The following is a 13,918-nucleotide window of genomic DNA, read 5'->3' on the forward strand; positions in this document are numbered from 1 at the left end:
CAGTTGAGAGCTGACATGGAATTAATCTATCCTTTGGTTCTGATATCAATTTGGTTTGTTACTGCTCATACACTAAAGAAGCGTGGAAAATCTTTTGCTATTAGAAATATTATTGCATTCTTTCTGTCCGTTGTTGTTTCGACAGCGACCATAATGGCATTGGGTGCTGTTGGGGCATCCATTTCTGTTGTTTTAATCTTAATGATTCTTGGCTTATTGCTCGTGATTGGTAGCGAAAAGAATCTGCAGGATGAAAAGTTAAAAGCGGAAAATGAGCGCCTTCAACAAGAATATGAGCGAGCAAAACCATATTTGCAGATTGCAGATGCAGAATTAGAGGCGAAAAACATTCTCACTCAGGCTCAAGAAGATGCCAGTCAAATTAAGCAAAATGCAGAGATGTTGGCAGAAAAGTTGGGTTTGGATGCAAAGTCGGAGTATGAAGCTGCCAAACATGAAGCGGAGGCTTACAAAAATGAGCAATTTGCAAGAGTGGATCAAGAGATTTTGGATTTGGCTGGCAGTAAGGAGTCTTTACAAGATCAAATCATAGAATCTAAGGAATTATTAATCGCCATAGAAAACCAAATTAATGGCTATGGTGATGAATGGGTTGTGCCACCGCCGTCATTTATTGATGAGCTTGCCGAAGAATATAGCTTTAAGGAGGTTGGGGAACTTCTTAAGAATTTGCGCCACGAAACACGCATGATGATTAAAACAGACATGGCAGCAGATTGTGATTATGTGGAACCGCAACGCCGAGAAACGGCAATGAGATTTGTCATTGATGCCTATAACGGTAAGATTGATACCATTCTTGCTAAAGCAAAAACAGAGAATTATGGTGTACTTAAGCAACAAATGCAGGACGCTTTTATCTTGGTTAATTCTAACGGCAGGGCTTTTAGAAATGCCAGAATCACCAGGTCATTCCATCTAAAACGCCAAAAAGAGTTGGAATATATTATCGCCATTAACCAAATCAAATTGGCAGAAAGGGAAGAGCAGCGCCGCATCCGAGAGCAGATCCGCGAAGAAGAAAAAGCTGCTCGTGAATATGAAAGAGCGATAAAAGAAGCCAAACGCGAAGAAGAAATTATCGCAAAAGCCATCGCCAAAAAACAAGCGGAAATGGAAGCGGCAAATGCCATTGAACGCGCTGCATTGGAATCACAGCTTGCAGAATTGCATGCCAAGTATATCGAAGCTGAAGCCAAAAACCAAAGAGCGTTATCAATGGCACAGCAGACCAAATCAGGGCATGTGTATGTCATTAGTAATATCGGATCTTTTGGTGAAGATGTATTCAAGATTGGTATGACTCGCAGGCTTGAGCCACATGATCGTATTCGTGAGCTTGGCGATGCCAGTGTGCCCTTTGCTTTTGATGTTCATGCAATGATTTATAGCGATAATGCGCCAGCGCTGGAATATGAGTTGCATAAATTAATGCAAGATAATCAAGTAAATAAAGTTAACTCAAGAAAAGAGTTCTTTCGGGTGCCGCTAAGTGAAATCAAGGCGCACATCCAAAGAATGGGTCTTGAGGTTCATTGGACTTTGACTGCTGAAGCTGCAGAATATAGACAAACTCAAGCAATGGAAAGAATGGGTGTGAAAGCCAATATTCTTGATAGTGCTGAAGGATTGGATGACCAAAAAAGCATCAAGCAAAAACGCCTAGCGTAATTCACTAGGCGTTTTTTTCATTTCTTTTTCTTGGTTGGGCAACCTTTACCACTGCCACCTGGTAGGCAGTCGCAGGCTCTGCCATCACCATCACGGTCTAGGCTTTTCCAGCCTGTTTGACCTGACTTCTTGAGTTTGTCATGATGGGCTTGTGCTTCTTGGTGCGTCTTGAAATCTGAACACTTTTTGGCAGCAAAAGCAGGCTGTGCGATGGCAAGTAGGGCGATCGGGAGTAGGATGTGAGATAGTTTCATGATGGTGTCCTTTATTCAGCGACTGGTGATACCATTATATGATAACAATAAGCAATAATAATGTAACATTATATGCGCATAGATTCAAGGGGTGATGGATTTATTATTCAATATCTTTACATGAAGGGGGTTTTATTGTATATTAATTATAGAGCCTCGAAAACTCTGTGTAAGCGTTATCCACAAGCGTCATCTGTGGCATTTTTATGTCTAAAAAGACAACTCTTTGCATATCCTTAGTTAATCTGTTTAAGATTATGCCGAGAGGGCGATAGTCATACAATACCGAAAGGAAAAGCTATCCGCCGTGCTTACAGCGGTTTCGAGCCTCTTGGCACCCTATTTAGGGTAACTTTAATCGAAAAAATGTAAGGGGTTCTTCATGAACTTAATCATCTCTAATCAAGCTATTTCTACATACAACGGCTTATTTTCTCTTAATGATTTGCATAAAGTGAGTGGTGGTGCAAGCAAGCATCAACCATCAAACTTCATGCGCAACGCCGAAACACAAGAACTGATTAAAGAAATTGAACTCGAAAAATCAAACTCATCAAATTTGATGAGTAGTGCTAACTGTGCAAATTTGCACAGTTTAAAAATTAAACAAATTGCAGTTATCGCAATGGAAGGCAAAAAAGGTGGCACATATGTTTGTCGTGAACTTGTTTATCGCTATGCCATGTGGATAAGTGCCAAATTCTCTTTGATGGTCATCCGTGCATTTGATGCATTAAATACAGGAGCTATTCCTGCGTTGGCACACCACACCATCAGCATTGAACAACAAGCCCAAATCCAAAAAGCGGTCAAAGCCAAGTGCCAGAGCAATAAATTACACTATCAAGCCTTGTATCACCATTTGTATGATAAATTTGGTGTCAAAAGCTATAAGGATATATTAGCGGTGGACTTTGAGCAGGCATTGGCATTTATTTATGAATATGCATTTTGCCACAATCGCAATATTAATTTTGCATATAACTGCACCAGTGAAAGCATCTATCAGAATATCAAATCGCAAGAACAGCTCGATCATATGCTGACACTGATGCAATCGATGGTGAATAGCATTGGCGAGATGCAAGCTCGGCTCAAAAAGCAAGACCATCTGCTCAGATCCAGTCAGCAACTGCTAAAATAATCCCTTGTCGGTCACAAAATACCCTGCTCATCTGATGGTGAGTGGGGTATTGGTGCTTGTTTTTCGTTTTCTTAAACTCCTTTAAAAGACACCCATCCCAAACCCTGCCACAATAGCCCAAAATACCAAGTTGGGCACTTTATGAGCAACTCTCGACACTGGCAACTGTCCGCTGACGGCACGACACACCGTGACGCTGATGACATCGCTCGCTGTATCCAAATCATACTCACCACTCGCCGTGGCTCTGATGTCACTCGTCCTACCTTTGGCTCGGGTCATCTGGACTATATCGATGCGCCCACCGATGTGCTGATCCCTAATATGGTGCGTGAAATTCACCTAGCCATCGGTACTTGGGAGAAACGCGCCGTCATCAAAGACATTTATTTCACAGGTCAAGCACCGCATCTGACGATGAGTATCGAATGGGTGGTGGCTGACCAAGTGGCAGGTGAGATTTATAAGACACAACTGGAGCTGTAATGCCGACTCGCACTGAGATTAAGGTGGTGGATGATGATATTGAGACCATCACCAGTGACATCATCAAAGACTATGAAGCACGCACAGGTAAGGTGCTACAGCCTGCGCATATCGAACGGCTGATCATCAATACCTTTGCCTATCGTGAGATGCTACTGCGTAAACAGGTCAATGAAGCCTATCGCCAGCAGCATATCCGCTATGCCACAGGCTTGATGCTCGATGTGGCAGGCGATGACTTTGGTACGCCACGCCTACAAGCGACGGCTGCTACGGTGACACTACAATTCACCCGTGAAAAAGACTATCCAAAGACAGTACACATCGATGCAGGCACACAGGTGGCGGTGGGTAATCTGACCTTTTCGACCACGGATGCCATCGCCTTGACCGATGATATCCTTGTCAATGTCACTGCCGTCTGCGATACGGCGGGTGAAGTGGGCAATGGCTATCAAATCGGTCAAATCAGCCGTCTTATTAAACCGATGCGTGCCACCGTGCGTAATATCAACGCATCATCACATGGCTCTGATATCGAAAATGATGAGAAATATCGTGAGCGGATTTTGCTTGCCTTTGAGCGGTTCAGTAACGCAGGCCCAAAAGATGCCTATGCTTATCATGCACGCCGTGTCCCACCGCAGATTATCGATGTGCATGTGGATAATGCACGCACGACGAATGGGCGAGCGATCGGCGGTACGGTCGTGGTATCGCTATTTACTCGTACCATGCCACCGTCATCGGCACTGATAAGCCAAGTCACTGCGGCACTCAATGATCAAAAGGTGCGCCCACTGTGCGATACCGTGACTGTGGCAGCTGCCAAGGTGATCGACTACACGCTGAATGCCGAGCTGACTATCTTTGTCGGTGAGAATGCGGACGCCATCATTGCCGCTGCCAAAATGGCGTTTGATGCGTACATCACCACACAAAGAGCAAGGCTGGGCGTGGATATCGTACCGCTAAACATCGCTCGTGTGCTACAGGTGGCAGGCGTGTACGATGTCAAGCTGATCAGCCCAAGCCACATCATCGTACCACCGAATAGCGTAGCAGTCCCAAAGAGTATCAGCATCACGGTCAGGGAGCAGGCAGATGGTTGATTATGCTGAAGTCATCGAAAAAGAGCCATTGTTTCGTGCATTGGCTGATATTGGGCTAAGGCTAGGCGAGTTGGATGTTGATGCACTGTTGCCACGGCTGATTGACTTTGTGCCTGATAGTCACTTGCCACTGTTGGCAGAATCCATGAGCGTGATGGGCTTTGATGGCTGGTATCTGGCCGAAAATGATGACGCACGGCGCACACTAATTACCCATGCTTATGAATTGCACCGCTACAAGGGCACAAGCTATGCCATCAGACAGCTGTTTTATCGGCTTGGTTTTGGGGAAGTGGATATCGATGAAGGGCTAACCGCTCGCAGCTATCAGCTCAACTACGCCATTCCTGATAATGAAAAGTGGGCGCATTATGCGGTGCGACTATCCACCCCTGTGACCAATGAGCAGGCATCACGCATCCGTCAGATGCTCGACGCCTTTGCACCTGCTCGCTGTGTGTTGGCAGTACTCGACTATAAGGCAGCACCGATTCGATATAACAATAAAGCAAAATATGATGGTTCATATAACCATGGTTCAGCGTAATAAGGTTTAAGATATGGCAAATTTAAGCGAACAAAGCATCTGGGAAACCGGTGTTTATCAAATTGAAGAAAACGACCCTGTGCATGGTGGGGCGAATGGCATCACCAACCGACCAACCAAACAACTGGCGAACCGCACGGTATGACTCAAGAATGAATTGGCATCATCAGTGCAAGCCATCAATGCCAATCTAGCTAATCTATCCACCAACAAAGCGGATAAAACGCTTAATTTGGTAGCAGGCAACGGCTTAACCGGTGGCGGTACACTACAAGCCAGCCGTACCGTAGCACTTGGCACGCCAAGCCAAATCACGGCAAGCACAACAAACAGCGTCACAGCGACAAGCCACACGCACGCCATCGATAAAGCAAGTACTACAGTAGCTGGCGTTGTGCAACTTAATGACACGCTAACAAGTACAGCCACCAATCAAGCTTTGACGGCTGCGCAAGGCAAGGTGTTAAAGGATGGTTTGGATGGCTTAACCACATCTAAAGCCGACAAAACCACAAACCTAACAGCTGGTAACGGCTTGACCGGTGGTGGCAATCTGTCCGCCAGCCGTACCGTAGCACTTGGCACGCCAAGCCAAATCACAGCGACAAGCACCAATGGTGTTACAGCAACCAGCCACACCCATGCTATTGATAAAGCAAGTACAACAAGACAAGGCGTTGTACAGCTCAATGATACGCTTGCAAGCACGGCAGCAGATCAGGCATTGACGACCAATCAGAGTAAGGTGCTGAATGACAAGATTGACAACAAAGATAGTCTTAAGACGATCAATTATTTGGACGATAAAAGCTCTAATTATCAGCTGACTGGCTTCTATCGCGGCAATTCACAACCGATTGACGGTATTAATACTTCATCTCTTGAGATATACATTACACACCCTAGCTTCCCTGGTAATGTGTACGCACGTGGAATTGGATTTGATTATGGATCAAGCTTTGATCTATATAGCCATGCGTGGAGTCCGCAGGGCGTGCATCTTGGCCGAAAAAAGATTTTGACCGAAGAAAATGGCGTGCAAAAATCTGGCGATGTAATGACGGGTGTGCTAACGCTTAATAATCAAAGATGGCCGAGAGTAGTACTTGCATCAAGTAATGGTCCACAAGCGCTGCTGCTTGAAAGTGGCGGTACGGATGGTACGCATTGTCTGGCTGTTAGACCACATGAAAGCGGTGAGGCTGTAGGTAGCAATATCGCAAGATTTAACCTGCCGACAGTTACAGGTACCAAAACCATAGCGGTCGAAGACGGCAATATTGCCACCGCCACCAAACTCCAAACCGCCCGAACCATCAATGGCGTGGCGTTTGATGGTACGCAAAATATCACGATTCATGATAATACCAAGCTTGCCAGCAATGCCAACGCCGTCAGCGCATCACGCCTAGCGACAGCACGCACGATCAGCCTAACTGGTGCGGTGACCGGCTCGGTAAGATTTGACGGTTCGGCGAATGTGAGTATTGACACAGCTGATGATAACAGTATCGGTTTGGTTGCCTTTTTTGCGATGACATCCGCCCCAAATGGCTGGCTTAAAGCGAATGGTGCCGCTGTATCGCGCACAACATACGCCAAATTATTCGCCAAAATCGGCACAACATTTGGTGCAGGTGATGGGCGTACGACATTTAATTTGCCTGATTTGCGAGGTGAGTTTATTCGTGGCTTTGATGATGCTCGTGGTATTGATACCGAGCGAACTTTTGGCAGTATGCAGAGTGACGCCATTCGCAATATTACAGGATCGATGTCATTTATAGAGATGATGAGCAATGATGCAGCGACTGGCGTATTTAGTAAAACTAACGTTTCTTACGCACCAAGATCATACCGAAACAGTGGTGGCGGTAATCATTATACGATGGAGTTTAATGCAGCAACACAAGTACCAACTGCCAACGAAAACCGCCCACGCAATATCGCATTATTAGCTTGTATCAAATTTTAAGGAGTGATGATGACTTATCCAGCCACCAAATCCGTCGTACAACTTGACAAAGATGGTCTTTATATTGGACAGACCATTGCTGATTTATCGCCATTAGAATCGGATGAAGGTGTTTATTTATTGCCAACCAATGCTATTGATGTTGCACCGCCAGAGCTGACTGATAGTCAATCAGCAAAATGGACAGGTAGTGATTGGCAATACTTACCCGACTATCGTGGTCAAACCGCCTATCGCACTACCGATGGCACGAGTGTCATCATTGACCAAGTCGGTGCGTTAGCAGATGATCTAACGCTACTTAAGCCAATGCCACACGGCACATGGAACGGCACGGCTTGGGTTGTGACTGCCGAAAAACAAGCCGAGCTCAAAACCCAAGCTCAAGCCCAAACCTGGGAACAGATCAAAGCTCATCGATACACCGTCACCCGTGGCGGTGTATATCTTAAATCTGTGGATAAATGGTTTCATACGGACGATAGCTCTCGCACGCAGTACCTTGCTCTGCAAATCTTACCCGAGCCGCCCAAAGATTTGCTGTGGAAAACGATGGATAACGAATTTGTGCCGATGACCAAGACACTACTTACCGAGATTGCGATGACAATGCTGATCGAAGAACAAGCCGACTTCGCCAATGCTGAACGCCACCGCTTAGCGATGATGCAAGCAGATGATCCCTTGGCGTATGACTATAGCACGGGATGGAGTCGCACGCATGGATAAAGTCTATTTAGCCTGCTATCACGGCCGTGCATCCAAGCGCTGGCACCGTGTCTGTGATGCGATTACCAAGTTTTTCACCCGTGGCAAATACAGCCACTGCGAAATCGCCGTCCATCTACACGGCAACCGCTACAAATGCTACTCGTCGTCCTATCGTGACGGCGGTGTGCGTGTCAAAGTGATGGCATTGGATGATAGCAAGTGGGATTTGGCACCGCTTGACGTCACGCCCAAGCAAGTGCGTCAGTATTTTGGGGCTACTCGTGGTGCTGGCTATGACCTGATCGGAGCACCTGGCTGTGTCGCAGGGCTAAGACAGCATCCGTATAAGTATTTTTGTTCTGAGTGGTGCTTTAATGCCATCCATGAAAGCGATCAAGGGTGGCGATTTAGTCCAGTTCAGCTTTATGAAATTTGTAACAAAAGGGGGTAAATAGTGGATGAATTATGGCAACACTTAACTGCCGTATGGGTGCATACCAAATTTGCAATCTTGGCATTTGCGATGGCGATGCTGATGTCTATGCTACGCACCAAGCACAGCACGGGGCGGGCTGACATCATCGAAGCCATCATGTGCGGGCTACTGGCTGTCGGTATCTGGTCATTTCTTGAGTGGTGGAGCATCCCACAATCAGTGGCGGTGGGCATCGCCAGTGGCATTGGCTATTTTGGTACGCATTGGTTCGGCGATTATGTGAAGGGCAAACTGGAGAAAAAATGAAAAAATACAGACGAATTAAGCAGTCACCGTGGCTGTATCTGTCGGTCAAATTGCCGATGATGGGCGTATTTTTGATGCTGGTGGTGATTCCTGCGCTACAAGTGGCGGTGGATTTTACCATCATTCCGCCCAAATACCACGGCTTTGTCACAGGTACGCTGATGGCTGTATTAAGTTATGTTGGCAAATTAATCTATCAACCTGAACTGCATAAGGGGGCAGACGATGAGTGAACTAAACTGGGTAGCCAAAGCCCGAAGCATGATTGGCACAGCCGAAAAAGTTGGCAAGGCTGAGAATCCTAAGATTGTCGAGATGTGGCAAGTAGGCTTTACTGCGACCAATCAAGCTGGTAGGCTCAAAGAAGCGGTATGGCGCACCGAAAATACGCCGTGGTGCGGTGGCTTTGTGGCGTGGGTAATGGCCAAGTCCAATCTTGCGCACCGTATCCCAAAATCATTCCCGCTTGCTCGTAGCTGGGCAAATGCAGGCACCAAATTATCAAAACCTGCTTATGGCTGTGTCGTGGTATTTAGCCGTGGCAACATGGGTCATGTTGGCTTTGTCGTGGGCAAAGATGCCAAAGGCAATCTGATGGTGCTTGGTGGCAATTAAGGCAATGCGGTCAATATCAAGCCCTTTGCTGTCTCTCGTGTATTGGCTTATCGTTGGTGTGGCACGCAAAGCCAGCCTGCACCACATCGCTATAAGTTGCCAGTGCTTAGGAGTGATGGCAGGGTAAGTACGAATGAGGCTTAAGTGTATCAGTAATATTGAGACAGTTGGCGGATGCGAGCTTTTTTGTGCTTATCACCAAGTGCAGTTTGCTTTAATTCTGCCAATTTGTCAAGCCATTGTCCATAGGCGGCTGTCTGTTGCGGCAGGTAGTTGTAATGGTCATACACTTGTTGCATATTACCAACGGTGTGACCAATCATAATCTCAGCAATGTCACGACTGGTAAAAGCACTGAAATTGGTCCGTGCAGTTCTACGCAGGTCATGAAATGTAAAGTGTGGCAACTGCACGCCACAATGGCGGTCAATCCAATGTATCAGACCTGTGGTGATGTCTAAAAATGCGTTTTGTTCTAACATTTCACCACGACGGTCGAATAGGTATTCGCTGCGTGAAATGGCGATGGCTTCGTCAATCAAAGCTTGCATGGGCGGCAGAATAGGGCGCATTAACGGTTGTTGGGTAATATGACCCACTTTATGATTCTCAGGTGGGACTGTCCAAACACCGTCTTGAAAATCAGTGATTTTGGCTCGGCGAAGTTCGATGCCGCGACAACCAAACATCAAAGCAAGTTCAGTTGCTAAGCGGTTGCGATAGCTGATTTTTGAGCCATATAATGCTTTGTAAAATAGGATAATTTCATCATCACTTAAATATCGCTTGCGCTTAACACGGACTAAATTAAAATCACTCAATTCAAGGTCGGCAAGGATATTGTGCGTGACGATTTCACGTTTTTTTGCCCATTTAAGCATTTGCTTGGTATTGGTGAGTATGCGCTCAGCAATACCGGGGGTTTTATCAGCAATAGATTCAATGATTAAAATATATTGCTGCAAGGTAATATCATTAATCGGCAGTGAGCCAATGATTGGAAAGACATAGAGTTCAAAGCTGCGCTTGATATCGGATGCTTGTTTTTTGGTGATGACTGCCGATTTATCATACCACTGCAAAAAACATTCATAAAAAGTATCGGCGTCAATATAAGCCTGCTTGGCGATTTGTTCTTCAAGCTTGGGGTCTTTGCCGTGCAAAAGCTGTGCTTTGGCGTTCAGCGCCTTTTCTCTGGCGTGTTTGAGCGACATGAGCGGATAGACGCCCAAATCAAACCGCTTTAATTTACCATCAAAGCGATAGCGCAGCTGAAAGACGATTTTGCCTTTGGGTGAAATGCGCACGCTCATGCCCTCACGGTCGGTAATTTCGGTGACCTTTTCGCGCGCCTTGCCGTTATTTGCTTTTAACCAAGCTTCTGTCAGCATCCTAAACCTCCAAAAATATGTACACAAATATGTACACAGAATGACTGGCTTATTATGTGATATTTTGTGATGATTTGTCCAGTAAAAAATGCAAAAAATCTTGAAAAATAAGGGCTTTAAAGTCTTTTTAAGTCATGGGGTGTGATACTGTGTTTTGGTGGTGGGTGTTGGTATGTCCGATGATGGAGATGACAAGAGGTGCTGTTTTCATGATGTTCTGGTTTGAGGTGAATTTGTGTCATTATAAGCGATTTTTTGCAGAAAAAAGTAAGAATTTTGCCATAATTGCATGATTTGCACGCATCATCGGACTGTATTTATCCTTCATAAAATATGCTATAATAAAAAGTTATCCTAATATTTAAATTGAACACACCGCCATGCGTATCCGTAAATTATTCAAATTTGAAAATGCCCACATCGTCCGCAATTGTAGCTCCGACCGCTGTAAATATTCCATTCATGGACACAGCTATCAAGTGGAGCTGATTTTACAGGCCAACGCCCTTGACAATGGGCAGATGGTCTATGATTTTGGGCTATTAAAGGGTAATATCAAAGACATCATCGACAGCTTTGACCACGCCATCACTTTTTGGAATAAAGATGACCCTGAATACATCAAGGCTTGTAAGACTTTTTCGGCTCGCTGGGTGAGCTTGCCTGTGTCGCCGTCCGCTGAGCAGTTTAGTCGTGTGATCTTTTTTTGGGCGAGCGAAATTTTGAAACAAACGCAAATGCAAAATGGCGAGCAGGGCGTGTCAGTCTATTCGGTCATCGTCCATGAAACTGCGACAGGATACGCCCAATGTTTTTATGAAGATATTGTCAATGAACAAATGGGCTTATTAACTTTAAACGATTTTGAATTTAGTGATGATGTCAAAAAAGAATGGGGCGATCCTTTGTTATTTGACAAATTAAAAAATGGCGAGAAATTTTATAATCCTGTCGTTGATTTGCAAGTAAAACCTTAAATTTAAAAATATTTTTAATTAAAACAATGAACCAAAAACAATTTATCCTAACTTCTGAATCCGACACCGCCACACTTGCCCAAAAAATCGCCGAGCTTAACCCAGTAGGGAGCATTTGGCTGTCAGGCGATTTGGGGGCGGGCAAGACGACTTTTACTCGTTATTTTTTGCGGGCATTGGGGCATACAGGGGCGGTAAAAAGTCCAACTTTTACCCTAGTTGAGCCATATTTGATAAACAATAAGCCCATTTATCATTCGGATTTGTATCGGCTCAATGACCCAGAAGAATTAGAACTGATGGGATTTTTTGAATATTTTGATGAGCCAAATTCGCTGGTCATCATTGAATGGGCAAGCCGTGCGACCAGCATTTTGCCAAAGCCTGACATTTTGATTGAGTTTAAAAAATTGGACAATGACGACAGAATGGCTGTCCTCACAGGAATTGAGCTTGCCCATGCTTAACGACAAAAAGCTTAATTATAAACATCTGCCTGACAATGCTGTGGTTTGTCTGATTGCCCCTACTGCCAGTGGCAAGACTGATTTGGCGTTCAAATTGTACGATACAGGGCGGTTTGAGTTGGTTTCGGTGGACAGTGCCTTGATTTATCAGGACATGAACATTGGCACGGCAAAGCCTACACCCAGTGAGCTTGAGCGTTTTCCGCACCATTTGGTGGATATCATTGAGCCTACGCAGACTTATAATGTGGCAAGCTTTGCGTCCGACACCGAGCGTCTGATTGACAGCATTCATCAAAGGGGAAAAATTCCGCTACTCGTCGGTGGGACGATGATGTACTACATGGCACTTCTTGACGGTCTGTCTGCCGTGCCTGACACCGACCCTGCCATTCGTGAGCAAGTGATGGCGTGGCTTGATCAGAAGGGCATTGGCGAGCTGTATGCATATCTGCAAACGCACGACCCAAAAATCTGCCAAAGGCTCAAAATCTCTGACACCCAAAGAATCACTCGTGCGGTGGAAGTGCAGTTGCAAACTGGTACGCCGATGAGCGTCTGGCAAGCGACCCCCAAAGTTGCCCCTGCCCAAAACCCCAGCCAGCATTGGATTGGGCTGTCGGTAGAGCCAGAGCGTGCGTGGCTACACGAGCGGATCGAAAGGCGACTGGATATCATGTGGGAGCATGGTTTTGTTGATGAAGTGGTCAATCTGCTCAAAAAATACCCAGATTTGACCCCGCAAATGCCGTCCATGCGGTGCGTGGGCTATCGGCAAGTGTTGGAGTTTTTGGCACTGAGCGGTCATGAAGTGATGGATATTTCTGCGGCTTGGCAAGACTTTGCAAAAAATTTACAAAAAGAGTCGCCAAATAGCGTGCAAATGGCTTGTCAAGACATGAAAAATAAGGCATTATATGCAACAAGACAGCTTGCCAAACGCCAATCCACTTGGCAGCGTAGCCTAGCTCGTCTTGATGGCACGATTTCATCATTGATTGTGCCATTTTCTAGCATACAAGAAGTACAAGAGCAGTTATTATAAGAAGTTAGCCTGCTCATGCGCTGTATTTTAAACTGTGTTTTTGATCAGTTTGGTTTTTGGAGAATTTTTATGTCAAAAGGGCAAAGTTTGCAAGATCCGTTTTTGAACGCACTGCGTAAAGACCGCATTCCTGTGTCTATTTTTTTGGTTAATGGCATCAAACTACAAGGACAAATTGAGTCGTTTGACCAGTATGTCGTTCTTTTGAAAAATACCGTCAGTCAAATGGTGTATAAGCACGCCATCTCTACCGTCGTCCCCACTCGCAACCCACGCACGGACGGCGCACCAAATTCGTCATCACAAGGTGGATACAATGGCGCATCGCTTGGTGTGATGTCATCTGGCAGCTACCCATCAGCAGGCATGGCAACTGGCGCAAACCAAGGCTTTGAGCGTGGTTCAAGCCAAGGTTTTGAGCGTCAAAGCGGCTTTGGCTCTCGTCCTGTCGGCGGTTTTACACGCACACCACCTAATGATAATTTTGGCGGTCGTGGCGGCTTTGAGCGTGGTGGCTATCCACAAGGTGGCGGCATGAATCAAGGCTTTGACCGCAATATGAACCAAGGCTTTGACAGAAACTTTGACCGTGCGGCGTTCGAAGAGCGTGGCTTTGATGGCAAAACTTTTGAGAAAAAAGAAAATCACAGCCTTGGTGGATTTAATGACAAAGGCTTTGATGACAAATTTGGCAATGATGAGTTTCATGGCTGATGATTGCTTGATTTGTTGATTTTTAAACCATCGATCGATTCGGTGG

At 45.6% G+C, this 13,918-nt stretch carries 18 protein-coding genes; 16 read left to right on the forward strand and 2 right to left on the reverse strand.

What is annotated here, in order from left to right:
- Nucleotides 1–15 precede the first annotated feature (15 nt).
- Nucleotides 16–1,692: an SNIPE associated domain-containing protein gene (locus LU290_RS05130; protein WP_277809469.1), complete on the forward strand. Its 1,677-nt coding sequence runs from the start codon at nucleotides 16–18 to the stop codon at nucleotides 1,690–1,692.
- Between the two features lie 17 nt (nucleotides 1,693–1,709).
- Here the strand turns inward: LU290_RS05130 and LU290_RS05135 are convergent, their stop codons facing one another.
- Nucleotides 1,710–1,946 carry an excalibur calcium-binding domain-containing protein gene (locus tag LU290_RS05135; RefSeq protein WP_277809470.1) on the reverse strand — a complete coding sequence of 79 codons (237 nt, stop codon included), beginning with the start codon at nucleotides 1,944–1,946 and terminating at the stop codon, nucleotides 1,710–1,712.
- A 382-nt stretch (nucleotides 1,947–2,328) separates the two neighbouring features.
- On the opposite strand from LU290_RS05135, the gene LU290_RS05140 reads away from it, so the two are divergent.
- The 11 genes from LU290_RS05140 to LU290_RS05190 all read left to right on the forward strand — a co-directional run bounded on the left by LU290_RS05140 (nucleotide 2,329) and on the right by LU290_RS05190 (nucleotide 9,278).
- A complete protein-coding gene (locus LU290_RS05140) occupies nucleotides 2,329–3,090 on the forward strand; it encodes a KilA-N domain-containing protein (RefSeq protein WP_277809471.1) in 762 nt (253 codons plus the stop codon).
- A gap of 141 nt (nucleotides 3,091–3,231) precedes the next feature.
- On the forward strand, nucleotides 3,232–3,576 hold the full coding sequence (locus LU290_RS05145) for a GPW/gp25 family protein (protein WP_277809472.1): 345 nt from the start codon (nucleotides 3,232–3,234) through the stop codon (nucleotides 3,574–3,576).
- The gene (locus LU290_RS05150; protein ID WP_277809473.1) at nucleotides 3,576–4,688 is read left to right on the forward strand and encodes a baseplate assembly protein; all 1,113 of its coding nucleotides are present in this window, start codon (nucleotides 3,576–3,578) and stop codon (nucleotides 4,686–4,688) included. The genes LU290_RS05145 and LU290_RS05150 overlap by 1 nt, the downstream gene beginning before the upstream one ends.
- On the forward strand, nucleotides 4,681–5,235 hold the full coding sequence (locus LU290_RS05155; protein ID WP_277809474.1) for a phage tail protein: 555 nt from the start codon (nucleotides 4,681–4,683) through the stop codon (nucleotides 5,233–5,235). The genes LU290_RS05150 and LU290_RS05155 overlap by 8 nt, the downstream gene beginning before the upstream one ends.
- Nucleotides 5,236–5,248: 13 nt before the next feature.
- On the forward strand, nucleotides 5,249–5,380 hold the full coding sequence (locus LU290_RS05160; RefSeq protein WP_277809475.1) for a hypothetical protein: 132 nt from the start codon (nucleotides 5,249–5,251) through the stop codon (nucleotides 5,378–5,380).
- A gap of 12 nt (nucleotides 5,381–5,392) precedes the next feature.
- Nucleotides 5,393–7,210, forward strand: a complete 1,818-nt coding sequence (locus LU290_RS05165) for a phage tail protein (RefSeq protein ID WP_277809476.1) — start codon at nucleotides 5,393–5,395, stop codon at nucleotides 7,208–7,210.
- A 9-nt stretch (nucleotides 7,211–7,219) separates the two neighbouring features.
- Nucleotides 7,220–7,939 (forward strand): DUF4376 domain-containing protein, encoded by a 720-nt coding sequence (locus tag LU290_RS05170; RefSeq protein WP_277809477.1) that lies wholly within the window; start codon nucleotides 7,220–7,222, stop codon nucleotides 7,937–7,939.
- Complete coding sequence (locus LU290_RS05175) at nucleotides 7,932–8,372, forward strand: enoyl-CoA hydratase (RefSeq protein WP_277809478.1); 441 nt, start codon at nucleotides 7,932–7,934, stop codon at nucleotides 8,370–8,372. Before LU290_RS05170 ends, LU290_RS05175 begins: the two co-directional genes overlap by 8 nt.
- Nucleotides 8,373–8,375: 3 nt before the next feature.
- A complete protein-coding gene (locus LU290_RS05180) occupies nucleotides 8,376–8,663 on the forward strand; it encodes a phage holin family protein (RefSeq protein ID WP_277809479.1) in 288 nt (95 codons plus the stop codon).
- Nucleotides 8,660–8,896, forward strand: a complete 237-nt coding sequence (locus tag LU290_RS05185) for a hypothetical protein (protein WP_277809480.1) — start codon at nucleotides 8,660–8,662, stop codon at nucleotides 8,894–8,896. The genes LU290_RS05180 and LU290_RS05185 overlap by 4 nt, the downstream gene beginning before the upstream one ends.
- Nucleotides 8,889–9,278 (forward strand): TIGR02594 family protein, encoded by a 390-nt coding sequence (locus LU290_RS05190; RefSeq protein ID WP_277809481.1) that lies wholly within the window; start codon nucleotides 8,889–8,891, stop codon nucleotides 9,276–9,278. The genes LU290_RS05185 and LU290_RS05190 overlap by 8 nt, the downstream gene beginning before the upstream one ends.
- A gap of 149 nt (nucleotides 9,279–9,427) precedes the next feature.
- On the opposite strand, the gene LU290_RS05195 is transcribed toward LU290_RS05190, so the two are convergent.
- A complete protein-coding gene (locus tag LU290_RS05195; protein WP_277809482.1) occupies nucleotides 9,428–10,669 on the reverse strand; it encodes a tyrosine-type recombinase/integrase in 1,242 nt (413 codons plus the stop codon).
- Nucleotides 10,670–11,049: 380 nt separating this feature from the next.
- On the opposite strand from LU290_RS05195, the gene LU290_RS05200 reads away from it, so the two are divergent.
- The 4 genes from LU290_RS05200 to hfq all read left to right on the forward strand — a co-directional run bounded on the left by LU290_RS05200 (nucleotide 11,050) and on the right by hfq (nucleotide 13,872).
- Nucleotides 11,050–11,646: a 6-pyruvoyl trahydropterin synthase family protein gene (locus LU290_RS05200; protein WP_277809483.1), complete on the forward strand. Its 597-nt coding sequence runs from the start codon at nucleotides 11,050–11,052 to the stop codon at nucleotides 11,644–11,646.
- 26 nt (nucleotides 11,647–11,672) lie between these two features.
- Nucleotides 11,673–12,113, forward strand: a complete 441-nt coding sequence (gene tsaE / locus LU290_RS05205; protein WP_277809484.1) for a tRNA (adenosine(37)-N6)-threonylcarbamoyltransferase complex ATPase subunit type 1 TsaE — start codon at nucleotides 11,673–11,675, stop codon at nucleotides 12,111–12,113.
- Nucleotides 12,106–13,158: a tRNA (adenosine(37)-N6)-dimethylallyltransferase MiaA gene (gene miaA / locus LU290_RS05210; protein WP_277809485.1), complete on the forward strand. Its 1,053-nt coding sequence runs from the start codon at nucleotides 12,106–12,108 to the stop codon at nucleotides 13,156–13,158. The genes tsaE and miaA overlap by 8 nt, the downstream gene beginning before the upstream one ends.
- Before the next feature lie 69 nt (nucleotides 13,159–13,227).
- Nucleotides 13,228–13,872, forward strand: a complete 645-nt coding sequence (gene hfq, locus LU290_RS05215; protein WP_277809486.1) for an RNA chaperone Hfq — start codon at nucleotides 13,228–13,230, stop codon at nucleotides 13,870–13,872.
- Nucleotides 13,873–13,918 lie beyond the last annotated feature (46 nt).

The sequence above is a fragment of the Moraxella nasibovis genome (assembly GCF_029581575.1).
GTDB lineage: Bacteria > Pseudomonadota > Gammaproteobacteria > Pseudomonadales > Moraxellaceae > Moraxella > Moraxella nasibovis.